General features: G+C 62.6%; 20 protein-coding genes and 2 pseudogenes. 9 read left to right on the forward strand and 13 right to left on the reverse strand.

The annotated features are described in order from the left end of the window. The first annotated feature begins 84 nt into the window (after positions 1–84). On the forward strand, positions 85–828 hold the full coding sequence (locus KI242_RS15595) for a TetR/AcrR family transcriptional regulator (RefSeq protein ID WP_011061237.1): 744 nt from the start codon (positions 85–87) through the stop codon (positions 826–828). Positions 829–950: 122 nt separating this feature from the next. Further along, positions 951–1,898: an alpha/beta hydrolase gene (locus tag KI242_RS15600; RefSeq protein WP_011061238.1), complete on the forward strand. Its 948-nt coding sequence runs from the start codon at positions 951–953 to the stop codon at positions 1,896–1,898. Between the two features lie 118 nt (positions 1,899–2,016). Here KI242_RS15600 and KI242_RS15605 read toward each other — a convergent pair. The 3 genes and pseudogenes from KI242_RS15605 to KI242_RS15615 all read right to left on the reverse strand — a co-directional run bounded on the left by KI242_RS15605 (position 2,017) and on the right by KI242_RS15615 (position 5,820). Continuing rightward, a pseudogene (locus KI242_RS15605) lies at positions 2,017–3,329 on the reverse strand (FAD-binding oxidoreductase). Further along, positions 3,326–4,414 (reverse strand): polyamine ABC transporter substrate-binding protein, encoded by a 1,089-nt coding sequence (locus KI242_RS15610; RefSeq protein WP_015635574.1) that lies wholly within the window; start codon positions 4,412–4,414, stop codon positions 3,326–3,328. The pseudogene KI242_RS15605 and the gene KI242_RS15610 overlap by 4 nt, the downstream one beginning before the upstream one ends. 47 nt (positions 4,415–4,461) lie before the next feature. Then, complete coding sequence (locus KI242_RS15615; protein ID WP_011061241.1) at positions 4,462–5,820, reverse strand: glutamine synthetase family protein; 1,359 nt, start codon at positions 5,818–5,820, stop codon at positions 4,462–4,464. A 163-nt stretch (positions 5,821–5,983) separates the two neighbouring features. Here KI242_RS15615 and KI242_RS15620 point away from each other — a divergent pair, with 163 nt between their 5' ends. Beyond that, a complete protein-coding gene (locus KI242_RS15620; protein ID WP_011061242.1) occupies positions 5,984–6,898 on the forward strand; it encodes a helix-turn-helix domain-containing protein in 915 nt (304 codons plus the stop codon). Positions 6,899–6,928: 30 nt separating this feature from the next. Here the strand turns inward: KI242_RS15620 and KI242_RS31805 are convergent, their stop codons facing one another. The 3 genes from KI242_RS31805 to KI242_RS15630 all read right to left on the reverse strand — a co-directional run bounded on the left by KI242_RS31805 (position 6,929) and on the right by KI242_RS15630 (position 10,771). Beyond that, positions 6,929–7,228 carry an Hpt domain-containing protein gene (locus tag KI242_RS31805; protein WP_244868205.1) on the reverse strand — a complete coding sequence of 100 codons (300 nt, stop codon included), beginning with the start codon at positions 7,226–7,228 and terminating at the stop codon, positions 6,929–6,931. After that, positions 7,216–10,059: a transporter substrate-binding domain-containing protein gene (locus KI242_RS15625; RefSeq protein WP_244868206.1), complete on the reverse strand. Its 2,844-nt coding sequence runs from the start codon at positions 10,057–10,059 to the stop codon at positions 7,216–7,218. The genes KI242_RS31805 and KI242_RS15625 overlap by 13 nt, the downstream gene beginning before the upstream one ends. 85 nt (positions 10,060–10,144) lie before the next feature. Further along, on the reverse strand, positions 10,145–10,771 hold the full coding sequence (locus KI242_RS15630; protein WP_015635577.1) for a response regulator transcription factor: 627 nt from the start codon (positions 10,769–10,771) through the stop codon (positions 10,145–10,147). Positions 10,772–11,206: 435 nt separating this feature from the next. On the opposite strand from KI242_RS15630, the gene KI242_RS15635 reads away from it, so the two are divergent. The 3 genes and pseudogenes from KI242_RS15635 to KI242_RS31815 all read left to right on the forward strand — a co-directional run bounded on the left by KI242_RS15635 (position 11,207) and on the right by KI242_RS31815 (position 12,609). Beyond that, on the forward strand, positions 11,207–11,632 hold the full coding sequence (locus KI242_RS15635; RefSeq protein WP_015635578.1) for a response regulator transcription factor: 426 nt from the start codon (positions 11,207–11,209) through the stop codon (positions 11,630–11,632). A gap of 291 nt (positions 11,633–11,923) precedes the next feature. Further along, positions 11,924–12,166: pseudogene (locus KI242_RS31810) on the forward strand (response regulator); the annotation flags it as partial. Between the two features lie 200 nt (positions 12,167–12,366). Next, on the forward strand, positions 12,367–12,609 hold the full coding sequence (locus KI242_RS31815; protein ID WP_244868207.1) for a hypothetical protein: 243 nt from the start codon (positions 12,367–12,369) through the stop codon (positions 12,607–12,609). Positions 12,610–12,829: 220 nt separating this feature from the next. Here the strand turns inward: KI242_RS31815 and KI242_RS15645 are convergent, their stop codons facing one another. Further along, positions 12,830–13,525, reverse strand: a complete 696-nt coding sequence (locus tag KI242_RS15645) for a peptidoglycan DD-metalloendopeptidase family protein (protein ID WP_172621746.1) — start codon at positions 13,523–13,525, stop codon at positions 12,830–12,832. A 246-nt stretch (positions 13,526–13,771) separates the two neighbouring features. Between KI242_RS15645 and KI242_RS15650 the strand changes: the two genes are divergently transcribed. Further along, positions 13,772–13,990, forward strand: a complete 219-nt coding sequence (locus KI242_RS15650; protein ID WP_015635581.1) for a PLDc N-terminal domain-containing protein — start codon at positions 13,772–13,774, stop codon at positions 13,988–13,990. Between the two features lie 37 nt (positions 13,991–14,027). Continuing rightward, a complete protein-coding gene (locus KI242_RS15655) occupies positions 14,028–14,564 on the forward strand; it encodes a hypothetical protein (RefSeq protein WP_011061248.1) in 537 nt (178 codons plus the stop codon). A 115-nt stretch (positions 14,565–14,679) separates the two neighbouring features. On the opposite strand, the gene KI242_RS15660 is transcribed toward KI242_RS15655, so the two are convergent. The 4 genes from KI242_RS15660 to KI242_RS15675 all read right to left on the reverse strand — a co-directional run bounded on the left by KI242_RS15660 (position 14,680) and on the right by KI242_RS15675 (position 18,256). After that, on the reverse strand, positions 14,680–16,680 hold the full coding sequence (locus KI242_RS15660; protein WP_015635582.1) for a U32 family peptidase: 2,001 nt from the start codon (positions 16,678–16,680) through the stop codon (positions 14,680–14,682). A 123-nt stretch (positions 16,681–16,803) separates the two neighbouring features. After that, positions 16,804–17,184 carry a RidA family protein gene (locus KI242_RS15665; RefSeq protein WP_015635583.1) on the reverse strand — a complete coding sequence of 127 codons (381 nt, stop codon included), beginning with the start codon at positions 17,182–17,184 and terminating at the stop codon, positions 16,804–16,806. A gap of 82 nt (positions 17,185–17,266) precedes the next feature. Continuing rightward, positions 17,267–17,905 (reverse strand): GIY-YIG nuclease family protein, encoded by a 639-nt coding sequence (locus tag KI242_RS15670; RefSeq protein ID WP_123473375.1) that lies wholly within the window; start codon positions 17,903–17,905, stop codon positions 17,267–17,269. 105 nt (positions 17,906–18,010) lie between these two features. Beyond that, on the reverse strand, positions 18,011–18,256 hold the full coding sequence (locus KI242_RS15675) for a hypothetical protein (protein WP_015635585.1): 246 nt from the start codon (positions 18,254–18,256) through the stop codon (positions 18,011–18,013). A gap of 218 nt (positions 18,257–18,474) precedes the next feature. On the opposite strand from KI242_RS15675, the gene KI242_RS15680 reads away from it, so the two are divergent. After that, complete coding sequence (locus KI242_RS15680) at positions 18,475–18,816, forward strand: lipoprotein (RefSeq protein ID WP_015635586.1); 342 nt, start codon at positions 18,475–18,477, stop codon at positions 18,814–18,816. A gap of 9 nt (positions 18,817–18,825) precedes the next feature. On the opposite strand, the gene KI242_RS15685 is transcribed toward KI242_RS15680, so the two are convergent. Both KI242_RS15685 and KI242_RS15690 read right to left on the reverse strand, forming a co-directional pair. Then, complete coding sequence (locus KI242_RS15685; RefSeq protein WP_015635587.1) at positions 18,826–19,125, reverse strand: hypothetical protein; 300 nt, start codon at positions 19,123–19,125, stop codon at positions 18,826–18,828. Between the two features lie 170 nt (positions 19,126–19,295). Further along, positions 19,296–21,446, reverse strand: a complete 2,151-nt coding sequence (locus tag KI242_RS15690) for a TonB-dependent siderophore receptor (RefSeq protein WP_080644455.1) — start codon at positions 21,444–21,446, stop codon at positions 19,296–19,298. Positions 21,447–21,502: the final 56 nt, after the last annotated feature.

Below are 21,502 nucleotides of genomic sequence, written 5' to 3' on the forward strand. Positions count from 1 at the left end.
TTCTCGCAGGTATAAAAAATCAAATTTTTTTTTTAAACACTGTTCGAACGGTCAGTTTTTCATCCCAGCAAAGGTTAGTCCTCCATGGTCGCCAAGAAACTCAGTGCCCCCAATGTCACCAAGACCCGACTGCTGGAAGCGACCGAGGCATTATTTATCAAGTACGGCTACGACGCGGTGCTGCTGCGCCAGATCACCGAGCGGGCCAAGGTCAACCTGGCGGCGGTGAACTACCACTTCGGCGACAAGGATTCGCTGATGAAGGCCCTGTTGATGCAGCGCCTGGGGCCACTCAATGATCAGCGCCTGGAACTGCTGGCCAAGTGCGAGGAACAGGCCGAGGGCCCGCTGGACTGCGAAACCCTGCTGGGGGTGCTGTTCGCCCCGGCCATGGGCCTCGAGCGCAGCGACGAGAGTGGCGGCGTGGAAGGGCGCTCGTTCATCCGCTTCCTTGGCCGGGTCTACAGCGATACTTCGCCCTTTATCCAGGAATACCTCAAGGAGCATTACCAGCCGGTGTTCGAGCGCTTCTTCAAGGCCTTTGCCCTGGCTTTGCCGGACCTGCCGCGCAACGAGCTGGGGGTGCGCCTGCAATTTGCCCTCAAGGCTATTTCCGGCGTCATGGCCGGCACCGAGCTGCGCCTGCTGATGCAGGCCATGAGCCTTGGACGCCCGGCCACCGATGCTGAAGTCATGGCCAAGCTCATCAGCCTGGTGTCGGCGGCGATTCGCGCCCCCATGCAGGACCCCGATTCCGAGCAGGCCCTGGAGAAAGTCCTCGATACCCAGCGCCTGATCCGTCAGCAATCCCATTCCCTGGCCGGCTGATTCCCGGCTGAGCCGCCCGGCCCCGACAGCGCAGCAGGATCATTCGGAGCGTCAATGATTCTCGGGGCAGGTGCCCACATCTGCTAGGTTCTGCTCCTTGCATCTGCCTTGGAGCATTCGCCATGAGTTCCTCCCAACAGCATGTTCTGGCCGTCAACGGCATCGAGCTCAGTGTGCGGGTCAGCGGCCCGGAACACGGGCAGCCGGTATGGCTGCTGCACGGTTTTCCCGAGTGCTGGCATTCCTGGCGCCATCAAGTGCCGGCCCTGGTGGCAGCGGGGTTCCGGGTGTTCGTCCCGGAAATGCGTGGCTATGGCCGCAGCTCGGCTCCCGAGGCGGTGCAGGCCTACGACCTGCTGACCCTGTGCGCCGATATCCAGCAGGCCATGCACGCCTTCGGCCAGCAGCGGGTGTGCATCGTCGGCCACGACTGGGGCGCCCCCGTGGCCTGGCACCTGGCGCTGCTGGAGCCGCAGCGGGTGGCGGCGCTGGTGACCCTGTCGGTGCCCTTTGCCGGGCGGCCGAAACGCCCGGCCAGCGAGATCATGCGCCAGGTGCACGGCGAGCATTTCAACTACATCCTCTACTTCCAGCAGCCGGGAGTGGCCGAGGCGGAACTGGACGCCGATATAGACGCCAGCCTGCGCCTGTTCATGGGCAATGTCGGTGCATTGCTGCAACCCAAGCCGGCCGATGCCCGCTTGTTCGACGGGGTGACGGTGCCCGCAGGGTTGCCGCAGTGGTGCAGCGAGGAGGATTTCCAGGCCTATCGCCAGACCTTTGCCGGGCGCGGCTTTCGCGGTGCCCTGAACTGGTACCGCAATTTCGAGCGGACCTGGAAGCGCACCGAGTTCCTGGCCGATGCCCAGGTCCAGCAACCGACCTTGTTCCTGCTGGGCGACCAGGACCCGGTGGGTGTACTGGAAGCCCATACCCTCAAGCGCATGCCGGGCAAGGTGGCGGACCTTGAGCAGCACCTGCTGGCGGACTGCGGGCACTGGATCCAGAACGAACGGCCGCAGCAGGTCAATGCCCTGTTGCTGGATTTCCTGCAGCGCCGGTTCACCTAGGGAACCCGCCGCCCCGCAGGAGCTGGCGTGCCAGCGAACACGCCAGCAGGTGCGGCGCAAGGTGTTCGCCGGCAAGCCGGATGCTACGAGGCCGGGTGGTGCCAGCGAAGGGGGCCGATCAACCGAGCATTTCCCGCATCCGGTGCCAGAGCATGCCCAGGGCCAGCAGTGGTGCCCGCAGGGCCGGGCCGCCGGGGAAGGTCATGTGCGGCACGCCGCTGAACACGTCCAGGCCGCGACTGTGGCCGGCATGGATGGCTTCGGCCAGTAGCCGCGCAGTCCAGTGGGTGACGTTTAGGCCATGCCCGGAATAGCCCTGGGCGTAGTACACATTGGGGTACTGCGACAGGCGCCCGACCTGGGGGAAGCGATTGGCGGTGATGCCGATCTTGCCGCCCCACTGGAAGTCGATCGCCACATCCTGCAACTGCGGGAAGACCTTGAGCATCTTGGGTCGCATGTAGCCGGCAATATCCGCCGGATCACGCCCCGAATAGTGGCAGGCACCGCCGAACAGCAAGCGCCGGTCCGCGGTCAGGCGGTAGTAGTCCAGGCCGACTTTCTGGTCGCACAGCGCCAGGTTGTCCGGGATCAGTTGCCTGGCCCGGGCCTCGGCCAGCGGCTCGGTGGTGATGATGTAGCTGCCCGCCGGCAGCACCTTGCCACTGAGCCGCGGCTCGAGGTCTTCCAGGTGGGCATTGCAGGCCAGCACCAGGTGCCCGGCAGTGACGGTGCCGGTCGCGCAGCGCACTTTCACACTGTCGCCGTGGGTCAGTTCCAGCACCGGGCTCTGCTCGAAGATCCTCACCCCCAGGGACGCTGCCAGCCGCGCTTCGCCCAGCACCAGCTTGAGCGGGTGCAAGTGCCCAGAGCCCATGTCCACCAGCCCCCGGCATACGCCGAGGAGGCCACCACCTGCTGCATGTCCTGGGGCGCCACCAGCCGAGTGGGGTGGCGGTAGCCCAGCCTGACCAGGCTGTCCTGCTCGGCCTGGAAGGCGGCGAACTGGGCCGGGGTGTTGGCCAGCTCACAGAAGCCCCAGCGCAGGTCGCAGTCGATGGCATGTTCGCTGATGCGCTGGCGTACCACCTCCACCGAGTCGATGCCGGCCTGCTCGAGGTATTTCACCCCTTCCTGGCCGACGTAGCGGGCAAAGCCTGTGACCTCGTGGCCAATGCCGCGGATCAGTTGGCCGCCGTTGCGCCCGCTGGCGCCCCAGCCGATGCGCCGGGCTTCCAGGAGGATCACCGAGAGCCCGCGCCGGGCCAGCTCGATGGCGGTGTTGACCCCGGTGAAACCGCCGCCGATCACGCAGACGTCGGCGCTCGGTTGGCCCTCCAGCGATGGGTAGCCGGGCAGGCTGCCGGCCGAGGCGGCGTAGTAGGAGCGGGCATGCCCGTTGGCGCTGCCCGAAAGGTTTGGCTGAATCATTTGTTGGACTTCACTTTGCTCCAGGAGCGGGTCATCAAGCGCATGATGGCCGGCGACTGGGTGGTGGAGATGTACAGCTTGTCGAGCACGGCCTGAGGTGGATAGACCTCGGGGTTGTTCACCAGGTCGGCCTCCATGTACTGCTGGGAAGCCGGGTTGGGGTTGGCGTAGCCGACATAGGCGCTGACCTTGGCGATCACTTGCGGGTCCAGCAGGTAGTTGATGAAGGCGTGGGCTTCCTTGACGTTGCCGGCATCGGCGGGAATCGCCAGCAGGTCGAACCACAGGTTGCTGCCTTCCTTGGGAATCGAATAGGCGATGTTCACCCCGTTCTTGGCTTCCTTGGCCCGGTTGGCGGCCTGGAACACGTCTCCGGAGTAACCGAAGGCGATGCAGATATCACCGTTGGCCAGGTCCGAAACGTACTTGGAGGAGTGGAAGTAGGTGATGTAGGGGCGCAGGGTCAGCAGCTTGGCCTCGGCCTTCTTGTAGTCCTCGGGGTTCTCGCTGCGCGGGTCCAGGCCCAGGTAGTTGAGCACCGCCGGGAACACTTCATCCGGCGAGTCCATCATCGACACCCCGCACTGCTGCAGCTTCTTGAGGTTCTCAGGCTCCAGCAGCACCGCCCAGGAGTCGATGTGGTCGATGCCCAGTACCTGCTTGACCTTGTCGACGTTGTAGCCGATGCCGTTGGTGCCCCAGAGGTAGGGCACCGAGTACTGGTTGCCGGGGTCGTTCTGCTCCAGCAGGGCCAGCAGCTTGGGGTCCAGGTTCTTCCAGTTGGGCAACTGCGAGCGGTCGAGCTTGAGGAACGCGCCGGCCTTCACCTGGCGCGCCAGGAAGTGGTTGGAGGGCACTACCACGTCGTAGCCGGTGCGCCCGGCCAGCAGTTTGCCCTCCAGGGTTTCGTTGGAGTCGAAGACGTCGTAGATCACCTTGACCCCGGTCTTGCCCTGGAAGTCGGCGAGGGTGGTCTGGCCGATGTAGTCGGTCCAGTTGTACACGCTGACACTGGGTTGTGCCTGGACGGCGGTGCTGCACAAGACCGCCAATGCTGCCGGGACCACTGCTTTCAAAAGACGCATATCGACACCTCTTCGGGTTGTTTTTGTTGATTGCAGAATGCGGGTTGTCAGACGCTGAGCAGCAGGAACTCGCGTTCCCAGGAGCTGATCACGCGCTTGAAGTTCTCGTGTTCGGCACGCTTGACCGCCACGTAGCCGCGCACGAACTTGCGCCCCAGGTACTGCTCGATGGTCGGGCAGTCCTCCATGTGTGCCAGGGCGTCCTCGATGGTGATCGGCAGGCGCAGGTTGCGCCGCTCGTAGGCCCGGCCTTCCACCGCGGCGCTGGGCTCGATGCCCTCGACCATGCCCAGGTAGCCGCACAGCAGGCTGGCGGCAATGGCCAGGTAGGGGTTGGCGTCGGCGCCGGGCAGGCGGTTTTCCACGCGCATGGCGTCGGGGCTTGCGGTCGGAACCCGCAGGCCCACGGTGCGGTTTTCCTCACCCCATTCGACGTTCACCGGGGCCGAGGTGTCCGGCAGGAAGCGGCGGAACGAGTTGACGTTGGGGGCGAACATCGGCAGCAATTTGGGGATGTACTTCTGCAGGCCGCCGATGTGGTGCAGGAACAGCTTGCTTTTCTCACCGTTGGCATCGACGAAGATCGGCTTGCCGGTGTCGATGTCCACCACGCTCTGGTGCAGGTGCATGGCGCTGCCGGGCTCGTCGGCCACCGGCTTGGCCATGAAGGTGGCGGTGACGTTGTGCTTGAGCGCCGCCTCGCGCAGGGTGCGCTTGAACACGGTGATCTGGTCCGCCAGGTCCAGGGCGTCGCCGTGGCGGAAGTTGATTTCCATCTGCGCCGGGCCGTCTTCGTGGATCAGCGTGTCCAGGTCCAGGCCCTGGGCTTCGCACCAGTCGTAGACATCTTCGAACAGCGGGTCGAATTCGTTGGCGGCATCGATGGAGAACGACTGGCGACCGCTTTCCGCTCGGCCGGAGCGGCCCAGGGGAGCCTTGAGCGGCAGGTCCGGGTCTTCGCAGCGCTGGGTCAGGTAGAACTCCATTTCCGGGGCGACGATCGGCTTCCAGCCCTTGTCGGTGTACAGCTGCAGCACTTTCTTCAACACGTTGCGCGGCGACAGTTCGATGGGGTTGCCGAATTTGTCGAAGGTGTCGTGGATGACGATGGCGGTGGGTTCGATGGCCCAGGGCACCAGGTAGATCGATGACGAGTCGGGGCGGCAGACCATGTCGATATCGGCCGGGTCCAGCAGTTCGTAGTACAGGTCGTCGTCGACAAAATCCCCGGTTACCGTTTGCAGCAGGACACTTTCCGGCAGGCGCATGCCTCGCTCATGTAGGAACTTGTTGGTGGGCGCGATCTTGCCGCGGGCAATGCCGGTCAGGTCGCTGACCACGCACTCTACTTCGGTAATCTTGTGATCTTTCAGCCAGGAGGAAAGCTGATCGAAAGGGGCGTTCATAAAGACCTCGATGATTGGTTTTGTCTGCACCGAGGTGAGCGGGAGTATCCCGGCAAGGCTTCCCCTGCGGCGCATTGGCGACTATCTTGGGCGAGCCTTGTTGTTCCATCTATCCACTTTAAGCAGCACCAAAGCGCACCAAAAGAGTGCGCAAGGTCCCCCGATGACAGCGTCCAATCCGCTTCAGGTTCAAGCCTTCAACACCTTCGATGTCGCCGATCAGATCCGTGCCACCCCGGGTTGGGTCCAGCACTACCAGCAGATGTCCCCCGGGCATTTCAACGGTCTGGTGCGTTACCTCGACCTGCAGGGCGTGGAGATCTACGAGGAATGCATGAACACCCGGGTCGAGCAGAATTTCAGTGCCCCCCAAGGCGCCCTGGCGTTCTGTTTCGACCGCAGCGACAACGCGCTGTACGTGCTCAACGGCGAGAGCCGCAACATCTGGATCACCCCGGAGAACTACCAGGAAGTGGCGGTGGTGTTCGGCCCCGAGTTCGTCCGCGGCCACGGCCTGGGTGTGGAGCGCCTCGACGGGCTGTTCATGGCGCCCCTCAACAGCCAGCAGAACGCCTTGTTCTGCCGCTGGCTGAGTTCGACCCTGACCCGCCTGTCCCAGACCCTCGACCCGCCCAGCCGCGAAGCCCTGACCCAGCAACTCCTGGAGGACTGCCTGTACATCCTCGACAACGCCTGCGTGCGCCTGGACCGCGGCGGCCTGCAACGGCGCAGCGAGGAGCGGGGGATCATGCAACGGGTAGCGCAGTGGGCCGCCGACGTGCCCGAGGAAACCCTCAACCTGCTGGAGCTGTCCCAGGTAGCCGGAGTGTCCCTGCGCCAGTTGCAGAGTGCGTTCAAGGCCTTTACCGGGATGGCCCCCAGCCAATGGCTGCGCCTGCGCCGGCTCAACAGCGCGCACCGCGAACTGCTCAGCCGAGGGCCGACTGAGACCACGGTGGCCGAGGTGGCGATGCACTGGTCGTTCTGGCACCTGGGGCGGTTTTCCAGCAGTTACCGGGCGCTGTTCAAGGAGCTGCCGAGCCAGACCTTGAAACGCAGTGCCGTGGCGCGTCGCTAGGGCGTGCGCCCGGGCCTTGCGGGCAAGCCCTCAGTACACTTGCAATGACTGGTTGAGGTCGCGCAGGGCCTGATCCAGCCGGGCCACGGCGCTGGACAATTGCTGCTCCTGGGCCGCCTCGGCCACCAGCTCTTCCAGGCTGACGCACAGCTCCAGCAAACCTTGGGTATTGAGCAGGTAGGCCGTGCCCTTGAGCTTGTGGGCGATGGCTTTCAGGGCCTGGCGATTGCCACTGGCCAGGGCCTTGCTCAAGGCCTGCAGTTCCTCGTTGTTGCTGTTGATCACGTGCTCGGCCAGAGCGGCGTGGATGTCGCCGTTCAACGACGGCACCGCGCTCTGCGCCTGGGGGGCGTCAGGCTCAGCTTGGGGATCAGGCGGTTCAGCCCGGCAAGGCTGATCGGCTTGGCCAGGGCACTGTCCATGCCCGAAGCCAGGCAGCGCTCCAGTTCCTCAAGCTGGGCGCTGGCGGTCAGGCCGATGATGGTGCAGGGGCGCACCCCCATCTGGCCCTCCATGCGCCGGATCGCCTGGCTCATCTCATGGCCGCTCATCTGCGGCATGTTGCAGTCGGTGATGATGATATCCACGTCATGCTCCTGCCACATGGCCAGGCCTTCCAGGCCGTTGTAGGCGATCAGGGCCTCGTGTCCCAGGTAGTTGATCTGCTGGTTGAGCAGGTACTGGCTGGGCAGGTGGTCTTCGACGATCAACACGCACAGGGGCTGGTCGGTGCTGTTGAGCACCGCTTGTTCCGCGCTGTCGGTGGCGCTGCTGCGCTCGTCGGCAACGCGCTGAAAACAGGCCTTGAAGGTCATGCGGGTACCTACGCCAAGTTCGCTCTGGACTTGCAGGCTGCCGTTCATCAACTGGGTCAGCGAATGACTGATGGACAGGCCCAGCCCCGACCCGGCGTTGGGGTTGCTGACCACGCTGTCGACCTCGAAGAACGGGGTGAAGATCTTCTGGATCTGCGAAGCCGGAATGCCCGGGCCGGTGTCGATCACTTCGACATGGAAGTCGAGAAAGTGTTGATCTTTCACCTGGCCCACGCAACGGATATGGATCTCGCCCTGTTCGGTGAACTTGATCGCGTTACTCAGCAGGTTGGAGATGATCTGCTTGAACTTCAGGCCATCGATCCACACTTGCGCGGTGGCCCAGGCATCGAACTGCAGGTGGATGTCCAGGTGCTTCTGGCGGGCCAGGCCATCGAAGACATTGGCCACCGATTCGATCAGGTCCTTGAGGCTGGCGGCTTCCGGGCGCAGGGTCAGGCGCCCGGATTCGATCCGCGAGATATCCAGGATATGGCCGATCAGCGCCAGCAGGTTCTGCGCCGACTCGTAGGCGATATGCACGGAACGGGTATTGAGTTCGCGGTCGTTGTCACGGGTCAGCACCAGCTCCAGCATGCCGACGATGGCGCTCAGGGGGGTACGGATCTCATGGCTCATGGTGGTCAGGAACACGGTCTTGCTGCGGCTGGCATGCTCGGCGGCTTCTTTGGCATCGCGCAACTGGTCGAGGATCAACTGGCGCTGCAGCAGGTCCAGGCGCTTGCGAATGATCCGTCGTCGCTGGCTCAGAATCCACCAGGCCGCCAGCATCAGCATCAGGCCCAGGCCGCCCAGGATTTTCCAGGTGAAGGCCGTCACACCTTTCCAGTAGCTGTCGTCGGTGCTGCCGCTGGCGCGCCAGCGACCCAGGACCTGCAGGTATTCCTGAGGGCTGATCTCGGCCATGGCCTGGTCGATGATGGCGATCAGTTGCTGCTGGCTTTGCGGTGCGGCGAAGGCGATCCGGGCTTCCTGGCCTTGCATCATGCCGTGAATCTTCAGGCTGTTCTGGAGCCTGAAGGACAGGTAGTAGTTGGCCAGGTTGGCTGGTGCCAGGGTGAAGTCCGCCTTGCCTTGGCGCACCCGGTTGAGGGCCTCGGCAACGGTGGATGTCTGCTGGACCCATAGCCGTGGATAGCGCTCGCGCAGGTCCTCGCTCTGCAGGTAGCCGGAGGCGAGCGCCACGGAGCCGATGGAGTCGCGGTTCAGCGGTGCCAGGGGCGGTGCGTCGGTCTTGCGCACAATCACATAGGGCGTAGTGACGATGGGCCGGGTGTACAGGTAGGACGCACGCCTGGGGTTGGCGCGGGCCAGTATGCTGAGGTCTGCACGGCCTTCGCGCAGGCGGGTGTCGACCTGCTTGAGCGAGCCGACCCGGGAGACCTCGAAGCGCAGCCCGCTCTTGCGTCGGATGAGGTCCAGAAGGTCCGAAGCGATGCCGTTGAACAGCCCGCGGCTGTTGAAAAACGCATAGGGCGCCAGGTCGTCGCTGATCACCAGCCGCACCGGCGGTGCATGCTCCAGCCAGAGACGCTGATCGGCGTCCAGGCGTTCGCGAAAACTGTTGGAGTCGCAGTTACCCGTACCGCCCCACATCTGCAGCGCCGATATCACCTGGCAGCGCTTGATGCCGCCCAGGGCTCGCTCGAGCAACTGTTGCAGGTGGGTATTGTCACGGGCCACGGCAAACCCGACCCGGATTTCCGGCAACCGTGCACTGTGGCTGATCACCAACTGGTCGCTGAACAATTGGCTGGATAGATAGCCGGTAGACAGCGAGTCCCCCAGGTAGATGTCTGCGTCGCCATCGAGTACCGAGCCCATGGCGGCGCGGGGGGAATCGTACAGCTGGATCAGGCCCCGTCCACCGGTGCGCAGATAGAGCTCCAGGGCCATGCCGCGGGTGGCGGCGATCCGTGTCCTGGAGATGTTCGCGCGGTAGTCCCGCAGATCACCGCTCTCGGCATACAGGGCCAGTTCGGTGACCGCGTAGCTTGGGCTCAGCCGGACCTGGTAATCCTCTGCTTCCACCTGGGTAGCGCTGTCTACCAGATCGACCTCGCCCCTGCGCAAGGCGTGATAGGCGGCATCCGTATTGGGGTAGGTGCGGACTTCCACGGGGATCGCCAGCTCGCGCTGCAAGGCCCCCAGATAGTCCGCTCCTATGCCTTCGAGTTCATGGCGCTGATTGATTTCCCGGTAGGGGGGCAGGTCGCCACTGACGATGCCGACCAACAGGGCCTCTTTGTTACGCAGCCAGGTCTGTTCATCGATGCTGGGGCGAATATCGAGGAAGTCCAGCGGCTGGCGGGCACGGATCTTCACCCTGTCCTGCGCGAATACCGGCAGGGCCAACCACAATATCAGTATGAAAAACAGCGGACGTGGCAGTAACCTCACATCAGGTTACTCAGACCAGTTCGTTCTGCCTGGCGATGTTCACCAGATCCACCACCGAAGTGACCCCAAGCTTGCTCAAGATATTGATCTTGTGGCCGCTGACGGTCTTGTTGCTCAGGTGCAGTTTCTCGGCGATCTCAAGATTGGTCAGACCCTCAGCGAGCAGCTTGAGGACTTCCAGTTCGCGATTGGTCAGCGCCGCCAGGACGTCGCTGCTGTGTTTGCCGCGGCCGCCATCGCTGAACGGCATCGACTTCTTTGGGAAGAAAACATAGCCCTCGACGATAGTGTCCACTGCCTTGAGCAGTTTGGTCAGGGGTTCGTTCTTGCTCACGAAACCACTGGCTCCGGCCTGCAGGCAGCGCATGGCATAGGTGTCGACGGACTGGGCGGTGAACACCAGCACCCGCACATCCAGGTTCGCCTGGGCGATGCGCTTGAGCACCGTAAGGCCGTCCATTTTCTCCAGGCTGACGTCCAGGATCACGATGTCGGGCCTCAGCGACAGGATCATGTTCAGAGCGCTGATACCGTCGGCCGTTTCGCCAACAATGGTGTAGCCCTGGGTCTCCAGGGTTTTGCGAATCGCCTCACAGACGACCGGGTGATCATCGACGATCAGTACACTTTTACTCATGCCAGGTTATCCAGAATCAAAATATCTAGGTAATTAAGTGAGCCAATAACGGTCAGCGCCTTGATGAAATCTGAGGCTGGTTGAGAATTTTCTCTGACCTAGGGCGGATTTGCGGAAAGTTCAAATAAGAAAATGATGCCGAATAAGCCCTTCAGGGTCATCAGAATGTCACTGGCAGGCTAGCAGGAAGCAACCTGAGTACTGCCAAGAAAATTCCTGTTTTCGAATCCATTGCTTCGGGTTGACGGGCTCTTGGCGCCGATCTCGATTGGGTAAATGCAATTCAAGACTATTCCTAAAGCCCATCCACAACGCAGAGCCTATCTTGCCCTGTCATTCAGCCAGGCACAGGGCGAGCCTGAGTGGCGGGCGGCATTCTAGTGCACTGTGCCAGCAGTGTGATGGCCAACTATTTTCCTGAGGTCGAACCAAGCGATGTTGAAGTTAAGGGTAGGGGTACTGGAGCAACATAATATTGTCCGCCACGGCCTGTTCAAGCATCTGTCCGGGCAGTCGGTTCTGTGCCTGAGCGAGTTCTTCAATTTCGCCGACATGTTGGAGGCCCTGGAACAAAACCAACTGGACGTGCTGATGATCGGCCACCTGATGGATCGCGACCCGGTTCATCTGGTACGAAACTTGATCACCCGCTACCCCAATCTGAAAATTCTCGTGCTGCTGAACCGTCCCGACCCTGTAATTGCCTCGCAGCTACAGGCCGTGGGCGCGCATGGGGTGATGGCCAAGACGCAATCTTTGCCGGACTACGCTGATGCGCTGCGAAGCCTGGCCCGTGGCGAGCGCTATGCCATGCTCAGCGATGGCCGGGCAAGCATGGAAAAGCCACTCTACGACGCCTAGCCGAACAGGCCGCGTCGCCCTCGATTCAAGATTTTCTTTGGAAAACTTCAAGACGTTTCTTGTTATGGCGAGGCGGCCGGCGCTCTAGAGTACCCGGCACTGGTGACCTGAAAGACTGTCGCAAGGCCGTGACGGTCGGTGGGCCAGGACCACTCGGACTAGAGGCTTGAGAGGATGGAATATCCAGTTCTGAAGACCACCATCGAACGTTCTGGAGGCGCTATGTCACTTGTCGTTAACAAGCCCTTGCGCATCGCAGTGCTGGACGATCACGCATTGATTCGCATGGCAATGCAGCTACAGCTGCAGAGCGTGGCGGATTTCCAGCTGGTGGGTTTGTATGCCAGCAGCGGCGAGCTGATCTCGGCTCTGCGTGATACCGAACTGGACCTGCTGGTGCTCGATTACCAGCTGCAGGAATGCGACCTGGATGGCCTGCGCCTGATCCGCCTGTTGCGCAATAAATACCCGCACTTGCTGATCCTGGTGTCCTCAGCCACCGAGACGCCGTTTTTCGTCAAGCAGATCATCGATATCGGAGCCAATGGCTTTCTCGGCAAATCACAATCCCTGGACGACCTGATTCCGGCCATCCGCACGGTAGCCAGCAAGCGGCTCTATCTGTCGCCGTTGCTGGCTTTCGCCGTGCAGCACCCGCCAATCGGCCCCGCCGCCGAGCCGGGCAGCCCGCCATTGACCAGCCTTGAGACCCTGTCCCCAAGGAGAACGAAGTCTTGCGCTGCTTTCTGGATGGCCTGCGGATCTCGCAGATCGCCAGCAAGTTTTCCCGCAGCATCAAGACCATCAGCGGGCAGAAGCAGGCCGCGTTCAGAAAGCTGGGGATCCGCACCGACGCCGAGCTGTTCAAGGTGCAGCGCAAGCTGGACCTGCATATTGCTTCCCGCGAGCCGGCAGAGGACGCCTTTCATGATGAGGCCAGCGAGCCGACGCTGCCGCCGACCCGCAGCACCATCTAGAGCGGCAGTGACAGGCGTGAGCACTGATGCTCGTTTCCAGGCCTTGAGCTATTGACGCGCCCCGCGTCAATTGCTTGCGCCGAACTCATCGGCCACTACAGAGTCGCTATGGCAAGCATCAAGAAGGTTGCGCTTACCATCCTGCTAAACCCCAGCATTCAGCGCGGGCGCGGTTTTCGAGGACATCGAGGGCAGGAGCGCTGCGAGGCCAGTCACTCGCTCAGCCCGGCGGCAGCAAGCGCAGCGGATCCACCGGCACGCCGTTGGCGCGGATCTCGAAGTAAAGCTGGGCGCGGTCGGTGTCCTGGGAACCGGCTTCGGCGATCTTCTGGCCCTTGATCACCATCTGCCCTTCCTTGACCAGCAGCCGGCTGTTGTAGGCGTAGGTGCTGGTGTAGGAGGGGCCGTGCTGGAGAATCATCAGGTTGCCGTAACCGCGCATGTAGCCGGCGAACGCCACCTTGCCGCCCAGGGTGGCGTGGATCGGCTGGCCCTGGGTGGTGGCGATGCGGATGCCCTGGTTGAGCTTGCCGGTGGGGGAGAAGCGCCCGATCAGCACTCCGCGCAACGGCCAGCTCCAGCCCTTGAGGGTGACCTTGGGCATGGGGGCAGGGGCCGGGGGCGCTGTTCGGCCCTTGCTGGCGGTGGTTCGCGACTTGCTGCTGACCACCCGGGTGGCCCTGGCCGCGCCGCCTACCCGCAACACCTGGCCGACCTCCACGGTATAAGGCGCCTTGAGGCCGTTGAGCCGCGCCACCTCCTTCCAGTTGGTGCCGTTGCGGCTGGCAATGGAATACAGCGTGTCGCCGCGCTTGACCCGGTACTCGCCGGCCTTGAGGGGGCCGGAGTTGGAAGGGCTGGAGCTGCAGGCTGACAGGGTCAGGAGCAATGCGATGAAAAGCAATCTTGCGAACACGCGACATCCACTATGTCTTGACGGGGCCAGGGGGCCCGAAACTTCGGCGTTAGCCAGGCCGATAAAGCCGGCAACTATACCTGTTTGCCGATGAAGAGGCGCGTTATAGACCGCTGCCACAGCGGTTAAATTCAATCCGGATGTCACAGGACGCTGATCTTTCCTGCGCCATGAACGCCCACGGCAATCTTTGTGAACCCTCGTCGCCTGCACCGCACTAAGGCAGTACAGACCGGGAGGAATCTTATGCAAGTGCAATACCTGTTGATCGTACTGGCCGTGATCGTGCTGCTGGCCGAGATCTGGGCCATCAGAAGCCTGCTGCGCAGCGGTGCGCGGGCAGAAAACAAGGGGCTGTGGATCGTGGTGATCATCTTCGTGCCGCTGTTGGGGCTGTTGCTATGGCTGATGGTCGGCCCCAAGGCCCTGAACCGGGACGCGCCGGCCGAGCGCGGCAGAAGCTGAAAACGGGGGGCAAACCCGCTGAAGGGTTGATCACGACATGCCAAGAATTCTTACATCCCATGTGGACGAAGCCGAGCTGACCGAGCACAACGCCAAGATGTTCGGCTCGCCCAAGGAACGGCTGGACTTCTATCGCCGGGAGATCCAATACGAAACCAGCATCCTGGCCAACCGCACCGATGCCTACCTGACGGCCCAGGCATTCTTGGTAATCGCCTTCGCTTCGTGCATGGCCAATCTCAATCCGGAATGGGGCAAGCTGTTTACTCTGTCCGTGCCGCCTTTCCTGGCGTTGCTGGGGATCCTCAGCTCTCTCAATGCCTGGCCAGGCATCAGGGCCGCCTACGAGATCATCGATCATTGGCATTTCAAGCAGAGCCACCTGCTGCACAGCGAACCGGTGATGGGCCTGGCCTATGATGAATCGCCGCTGTTCTGCGAAAGCGAGTCGAGCCACAAGGGCTATCGCAAGTCGTTGCTGTTTTCCATGCGTTCGCCCTGGTTGTTCGCGGCGTTCTGGCTGCTGCTGGGGATTTGGGCGGTGTATATCCAGGTGACCAATCCGGGCTCCTGAGGGCGCAGGCTCGCTGCCTGCGCTGCGGGACACAACGCTACCGGCCTATGGGCGCCAGCTGGCCGGTGTGCCGCGCAAGCGAACGCGGCACCTGGGTGCCACGCTCGCCGGTCACTCAGTGCGGAGCGCGGGGAATGGTCTTGAGCAGGTCTTCGGGGCTGATATGGCCGACCACGGCCTCGGCGGCGCTGCCCGGTAGCGGCAGGTCGAGGATATGACCCTTGATCTTGCCCACCACATGCATTTCGCACGGCTTGCAGTCAAATTTCAGGGTCAGCACTTCATCGCCGTGTACCAGTTGCATCGGTGCCACCTTGGTGCGCACGCCAGTCACGCCCTTGGCCTGCTTGGGGCACAGGTTGAAGGAGAAGCGCAGGCAGTGCTTGGTGATCATCACCGGCACGTCGCCGTGCTCTTCATGGGCCTCGAAGGCCGCGTCGATCAGTTGCACCCCGTGACGGTGGTAGAAATCCCGGGCCTTCTGGTTGTAGACGTTGGCCAGGAATGACAGGTGCGATTCCGGGTAGACCGGCGGCGGGCTGCTTTCGGCCTTGCGCGAGCCCCGTGGGTGGGCATCGATGCGTGCGGCGTCCAGGGCTTCGATGACTTCCCGGCGCAGGGCCTTGAGCTGGGAGTTGGGGATGAAGTAAGCCTGGGGCGCGTCCAGCTTGATGCTGGTGGCGTGGTAATGGGTGGTGCCCAGCTGGCCCAGCAGATCCTGCAGTTGCCCCAGGGCCTTTTCCGGCTTGTTGGCCACGCCGAACGGGCCATCCAGGGCGACGCTGGCGCTGATGCCTTCCTCGCTGGTGGCGGTCAGTTCCAGCCGTGCTTCGCTCAGGCGTGCCAGCCAGGACAGGCCGATGCGCCGCTCGGCGGAAGTGCGGGTCAAGGCTTGCTGCCAGTTGTGGTCGAGGTTGCGGCTCAGGGGGTGGTTGGGCCGCAGACGGCTCAGGGCTTCGGGCATCTCGTTGGGTTCGACCCGATAGCGGTAGCGTTTCTCGCCATCTTCTTCGAACTCGCCACGGGCCTCGGCGATGTTGGCGCGGAAACCCACCACCTCACGCTTGACCAGCAGGTTCAGGCCATCGCCATTGGACAACGGCTCGAAGGTCACCACCTGCAGGTCGCGCTTGCCGACCTTTTCCACGGTGCCTACCGGCAGCCCGGTGAAAGTCGGCGAGTCGAAGGCGCCGATGTCGATCTTGCGCTCGCTGACAAAGTAGTCGGTGCTGCCGCGGTGGAACGTCTTGTCCGGGTCGGGCACGAAGAAATGCGCGGTACGGCCGCTGGAGGCGCGAGCCAGGTCGGGGCGATCTTCCAGAACCGCGTCCAGGCGCTGGCGGTAGTAGGCCGTGATGTTCTTCACATAGGCCATGTCCTTGTAGCGCCCCTCGATCTTGAACGAGCGCACGCCGGCTTCCACCAGGGCGCGGATGTTGGCGCTCTGGTTGTTGTCCTTCATCGACAGCAGGTGCTTTTCATAGGCGATCACGCCGCCGTGCTCGTCTTTCAGGGTGTAGGGCAGGCGGCAGGCCTGGGAGCAGTCGCCACGGTTGGCGCTGCGGCCGGTCTGGGCGTGGGAAATGTTGCATTGGCCGGAGAAGGCCACGCACAAAGCGCCGTGAATGAAGAACTCGATGGCGGCATCGGTTTCAGCGGCGATGGCACTGATTTCCTTGAGGTTCAGCTCGCGGGCCAGGACCAGCTGGGAGAAACCGGCCTGGTCGAGGAACTTCGCCCGCTCCAGGGTGCGGATGTCGGTCTGGGTGCTGGCGTGCAGCTCGATGGGCGGAATATCCAGCTCCATCACCCCCAGGTCCTGGACGATCAGCGCATCGACCCCCGCGTCATACAGCTGGTGGATCAGCTTGCGCGCCGGTTCCAGCTCGTTGTCGTGGAGGATGGTGTTGAGGGTGGTGAACACCCGGGCGTGATAGCGGCGGGCGAACTCCACCAACTGGGCGATCTCGCCCACCTCGTTGCTGGCGTTGTGGCGGGCGCCGAAGCTCGGGCCGCCGATGTACACCGCATCGGCGCCATGCAGGATGGCTTCGCGGGCGATGCTCACATCGCGGGCAGGGCTGAGCAGTTCCAGGTGATGTTTGGGCAAGGACATGTTTTTTTAGTCAGGCTTATCAGGGTCAAGGCGCGCATTGTAGCGGCGAAACGCTTGCCCGGCACCCGTGTGCTGCCAGGTGGCGGCCACGCCTTGCGCGAGGCCGCCGATTGACGCGCTGCCTCAGGCCTTTGCGGCCATTGCCGTGACTTCCACGCGCATGCCTTCCACCGCCAGGGCGGCCACGCCCACCGCGGCACGTACCGGCCAGGGCTTGGCGAAGAAACGCTGGTAGACCGCATTGAATGCCGCACGATCGGCCATGTCGGTGAGGTAGATGGTCAGGTGCATGACCCGGTCCATGGAACTGCCGGCGCGCTCCAGGGCCACTTTCAGCGCCTGCAGCGTGCATTCGCTCTGCAGGGTGATGTCCCCCAGTTCCAGGCTGCCGTCGGCGCGGGTGGGGATCTGGGTGGAGACCAGGATGCCGTTGAAACCGACCACGTCGGAGGAAATGGAATCGGCGTCCGGGTCGGGGGTGAAGCTCAGGTCTTGGTTGGCCATGGGGGTCTCTTGATTTGTGTAAGGGCGCAGCGGTCGCACTCGCTACGGTTGGTCGGAAAGATCAGTCAGGCGACAGTTCAATTTAAGACTTATGCCTTTGCGCTATGTCCATGCAGGCTTCATGAGTGAACAGGTCTGTGCAATGAATCATTGAGTACTCATCGAGTTGATGCACAAAGAGGCGAGCATTGTCCATTGGACTTCTCGAGGCCGGGAACATTTCGCTTGTCGAGCCGTCGATGAAGCTCAGGTCTGTTCGCTCAATGATTTCGTCCTTCAAACCGGAATGGCGATAACGCACCGACTCCAGATAAACAACACCGTCGCTATGAGTAAGTTTAATCGAGTGGAAGTCCGGCTTCAGGTAGTCCGGGTACTTCTTCTTCAAGTCAGGGAGTATTTCCACACCACAATTTGTCCCGATCCGAGGCACGAGATATCCGACGGATTCCTCCATTAATCCACGTATCGCTTGCCTGACTGGAATTTCAAAAAACTCGCGATTCGGTTGATAGCGAAAAGAGTCAAAACGCGTGTGCATCCGTTTTTCAACAGTTTTGCAGTCAGTCACAAGCTCGTCGTAAACGGTAATGAAATCAGTCGGCAACCCCGTACTTCGTAGATCTTTGGCCCGCTCATCAGACGTTCTCTCGGTTAATCCGATTTTGACTAATCCAGGCATGGCCGGGTTGATCATGATGTAAACAAATCCACTACTCATAAAGACGAGGCTCCAAATTGAAGTAGAAATGGCAGGGGGCCGATAACGCCTGGAGCGACTCGGTAATGGCTGTATTCGCCGATGTCATCCTTGAGTGTCTTTACGTCACTGCGAGTGGTTGAGCCATGTCTCCAGCACCCGCCGGTCCAGCTCTTCCCAGTCGGCCATGCCCAGGACCCGGGTGGTGTTCAGGCCACGCAGGTAGCCACGCAATTGATAGGCGGCGATCCGCAGGCTTTGCGGGTCGGCGCTGCTGTCACCCAGCACCTGTTCGTACTCCACCAGGTAGTCCGCCACCCGCTCACGGAATTCCGGGAGGACGGCGTCGCGAATCAAGTCAAAGGTGCGCATGGGGAAATCCTTTTTTTAGTTGTAGTCGGGCTGCCGGGCAGTCTGCCCGGGGGGCAACTATCGGTTCAAGTAATAGTGACAATCAAGCAACGCAAGTTCTGCTTTGGGCGCCAACCATGGACAATCGCCCCCGACCCAAAACCATGACCGCAACGGCAGCGCCCGTGACGCTGAACCGTTGCGCACCGAACCAGGCTGTACATTTTCAGGACTTACCGATGCGCCCTCTATTTGCTCCCGCCATGACCCTGGCCACCTTGCTGCTGGCCGGTTGCGCCACCGCGCCCAACGACCCGACGCTGGTCATGCAGACCCGGAAAACCCCGGCCGAATATGCCGAGTGCGTGGTGCCCAAGCTGCAAGGCAACGCCCAGAGCCCGACGGTTTCCCAGACCCAGCGCGGTTTTCGCATTGTCGTTGCCAGCAAGGTGGCGGCAGACAACGTACTGGAAGCCTACAAGGCGCCCAATGGCGGCAAGGTGTTCCTCTACGAGCGGCACTTGCTGGCCTCCAGCTTCGCCCCGTCGAGCTTCGAACGCGCGGCCCAGGAATGCCTGTAGCCAGCCGTGTTAAACCGCCTCTTTCAGTAACTTCTCGATCTGCGCCAGCTCCCAGGTACTGAGCAGGCTCACCGGGTCGGTGCCGAAGCGTTGCCGCGTATCGAGCTGCCAGACATCGCCTTCGGCGCTGCGGCAGCTCTGGCAGTGATGCAGATGCCGGCCATCGAAATCCAGCAGCAACTGCCAACCCTCGATATCCACCTGCACCTGGCCAGCGCCCGAATGGCTGGCGCCGGGCCGTAGGGGGTAAACGCCAAGGGCGGCATCGCGCAGGCGCTGGCAGACATCTCGGGCATTCAGGCAGGGCATGGGGCTCTCGCGGGCAGTGCAGGGACAAAGGCGCTCAGGATATCCATCGACTGCGTGGGTGCAAGTGTCGATTGGTCGCTGTCCGACGCTGGCCCGGGCCAGTGGCTGGCGAACTCACTGCACGCCTGAAATGGCGCCGCAAAGCCCAGGGCCTTGCGGCAACCCCTCGATCAGAAGCTGTAGTCGGTGGTGACGAACAACGAGCGCGGTTCACCCATCAGCCATTGCTGGCCGCTGTTCTGTTGCGCCGCGGCATAACGCCGGTCCAGCAGGTTGTTCACCTGCAGGCCCAGGCGCACATCGGGCAGGGCCTGCCAGCCGAGGTTGGCATCCAGCACCGTGTAGCCGGGTACATCGACGCTATTGGCGGTGTTGGCATAACGCGCATCGACGTAGCGCAGGCCCATGCCGGCTTCCAGGCTCGGAGCCAGGGCCTTGTTCAGCCACAGGTTGGCGGTGCGTCGCGGCACGTTGGTGGGGCGATTGCCGGCCCGGGACACCGCTTTGCCAGAGACCACCTCATCGAAGTCATCGTACTCGGCACGCACCACCGAGGCGTTGGCCGAGACTTGCCAGCCGTGATCCAGGGCCAGCTCCAGCGAGGTTTCCAGGCCGTCGGCGGATTGCTGGCCGACCTGCTGCGCCAGGCGGGTCACCGGATCGGTGGTCAAGAGCTTTTTCTTGACGATGTGGTAGGCCGCCAGGGTCCATTCGCCACGGCCGCTCCAGAACTGCTGCTTGAGCCCGAACTCGGTCTGCTTGGCTTCGGTCAGGTCCATCTGCAACTGGCTCGGGTTGAGGCTGATCAGGTTGCTGACCCCGTCTTCACTGGTGGAGTACTGGCCGTACAGCGACAGTTGATCGGTGACCGCGAACACCAGGCCGGCGCGCCAGTTGCCGCCGGTGAGGCTGCGATCGGTGCGGGTGCCGGCGCGCAGATCACTGCGATCGATATGGTTCTGGTCGCGGCGGATGCCGGTCACCAGCGACCAGCGCTCCGACAGTTGCAGGCGGTTTTCCGCAAACAGGGCGAAAGTGCGGGTGCTGCTGTCGGTCTGGGGCGAGAAGGGCGAGCGGCTCTGGAAGTAGCCCGGTGCAGGGTTCCACGGGTCGATATAGTCGCTACCGATATCCTTGTAGGGCGAGTTGTTGGCCACGCCGAAGCGAATCCTGTTGTACTCCAGGCCGACCACGGTCCTGCTGTCCAGGCCGAACAGCGAGTGGTTGAAGGTGAAGCTCTGGCGATCGCCGATCTGCTCCTGATCGTGCTTGATCTCCAGGTAGTCGCCGCGCAGCAACTGCTCCCGGGAGCTGACCCAGTTGTAGGCTTCGGCGTTGCGCCAGTGGCGGCGGCTCTTGATGTAGTAGAGCTGGTTGCTGGCGCTGAGGTTGTCGCTCAGGGTCCAGTCGGTGTTGAGCCGGGTCCATTCGTCGTTGTAGCGCTGCACGGCGTTGCGCAGGTTGTAGTTCTTGGCCCGCAGGCTGTCGCGGTATTGGCCGGCAATCAGCGGCGTGCCGAAATAGCTGGCGGGTTCGCTTTCACCGCGTTCATGGGCCAGGGTGAAACCGAGGTCGTCGGTGGCTTGCCAGCGTAGCGCCGCGCTGAGTGCCAGGCTGCGTGACTGGCCCTGGTCGACCCAGCCATTGCTCTGCTGCTGGTTCAGGGTCAGGCGGTAGCTCAGGGTGTCGGTCAGCGAGCCGCCGCTGTCCAGGCCCAGTTGCTGGCGATCATGGGAGCCATAGCCCAGGCGCAGGCGGTTGTGGATCTCACCGTCGAAGGGCTTCTTGGCAATCACGTTGATCACCGCGCCGGTGGCGCCTTCCCCGTACAGCACCGAGGCTGGGCCGCGGATCACGTCGATGCGCTCGACCATCCACGGGTCCACCGGGAAGGTCTGGCTGCCGGCGCCGGTGTACAGGCGCGCACCGTCGAACAGGGTCATCACCGAGGAGTGCCCGGTAAAGCCGCGGGCCGACAGTGCGGTATTGCCGTTGCCCGGGGTGGCGATGCTGGTGATGCCGGGGGAGCGGGTGACGGCATCCTGCACCGTGAGGTTGTTGCGGTTGCTGATGGCGTCGTTGCCCAGGCTGCTGGTGCTGGCCGGAGTCTCCAGGGCCGTGAGGTTCAGCCGCGAGCCGGCGGGCAGGGGCGTGTCCAGAGAGGTTTGCGGGGCGCTGGAGACTCCGCTCACTTGGGTCTCGGGCAAGACCAGGGAGGTTTTCTGTTCAGCCTGTGCCAGGGCCGGGTAGGCCATGCAAGGCAGGAGGGTGAAACACAGCGAGGGGCTCGCCAGGTGTTGCAGCAAGGAGGTGCGGGACATGCGATTCCTACTACTTGTAAGGAATGAATGAATCCCGGAGGGAACAACGCATAGGG

Origin of the sequence: Pseudomonas sp. Eqa60 (assembly GCF_018326405.1) — a bacterium.
Lineage (GTDB): Bacteria > Pseudomonadota > Gammaproteobacteria > Pseudomonadales > Pseudomonadaceae > Aquipseudomonas > Aquipseudomonas protegens.

What these genes read in the sequence shown, in the direction of transcription:
- KI242_RS15600 (WP_011061238.1), top strand. Translation starts at nt 951, where the DNA reads ATGAGTTCCTCCCAACAGCATGTTCTGGCCGTCAACGGCATCGAGCTC.
- KI242_RS15595 (WP_011061237.1), top strand. Translation starts at nt 85, where the DNA reads ATGGTCGCCAAGAAACTCAGTGCCCCCAATGTCACCAAGACCCGACTG.
- KI242_RS15610 (WP_015635574.1), bottom strand. Translation starts at nt 4,414, where the DNA reads ATGCGTCTTTTGAAAGCAGTGGTCCCGGCAGCATTGGCGGTCTTGTGC.
- KI242_RS15670 (WP_123473375.1), bottom strand. Translation starts at nt 17,905, where the DNA reads ATGAGTAGTGGATTTGTTTACATCATGATCAACCCGGCCATGCCTGGA.
- KI242_RS15690 (WP_080644455.1), bottom strand. Translation starts at nt 21,446, where the DNA reads ATGTCCCGCACCTCCTTGCTGCAACACCTGGCGAGCCCCTCGCTGTGT.
- KI242_RS15635 (WP_015635578.1), top strand. Translation starts at nt 11,207, where the DNA reads ATGTTGAAGTTAAGGGTAGGGGTACTGGAGCAACATAATATTGTCCGC.
- KI242_RS15665 (WP_015635583.1), bottom strand. Translation starts at nt 17,184, where the DNA reads ATGGCCAACCAAGACCTGAGCTTCACCCCCGACCCGGACGCCGATTCC.
- KI242_RS15650 (WP_015635581.1), top strand. Translation starts at nt 13,772, where the DNA reads ATGCAAGTGCAATACCTGTTGATCGTACTGGCCGTGATCGTGCTGCTG.
- KI242_RS15675 (WP_015635585.1), bottom strand. Translation starts at nt 18,256, where the DNA reads ATGCGCACCTTTGACTTGATTCGCGACGCCGTCCTCCCGGAATTCCGT.
- KI242_RS15660 (WP_015635582.1), bottom strand. Translation starts at nt 16,680, where the DNA reads ATGTCCTTGCCCAAACATCACCTGGAACTGCTCAGCCCTGCCCGCGAT.
- KI242_RS15655 (WP_011061248.1), top strand. Translation starts at nt 14,028, where the DNA reads ATGCCAAGAATTCTTACATCCCATGTGGACGAAGCCGAGCTGACCGAG.
- KI242_RS15630 (WP_015635577.1), bottom strand. Translation starts at nt 10,771, where the DNA reads ATGAGTAAAAGTGTACTGATCGTCGATGATCACCCGGTCGTCTGTGAG.
- KI242_RS15685 (WP_015635587.1), bottom strand. Translation starts at nt 19,125, where the DNA reads ATGCCCTGCCTGAATGCCCGAGATGTCTGCCAGCGCCTGCGCGATGCC.
- KI242_RS15615 (WP_011061241.1), bottom strand. Translation starts at nt 5,820, where the DNA reads ATGAACGCCCCTTTCGATCAGCTTTCCTCCTGGCTGAAAGATCACAAG.
- KI242_RS15620 (WP_011061242.1), top strand. Translation starts at nt 5,984, where the DNA reads ATGACAGCGTCCAATCCGCTTCAGGTTCAAGCCTTCAACACCTTCGAT.
- KI242_RS15680 (WP_015635586.1), top strand. Translation starts at nt 18,475, where the DNA reads ATGCGCCCTCTATTTGCTCCCGCCATGACCCTGGCCACCTTGCTGCTG.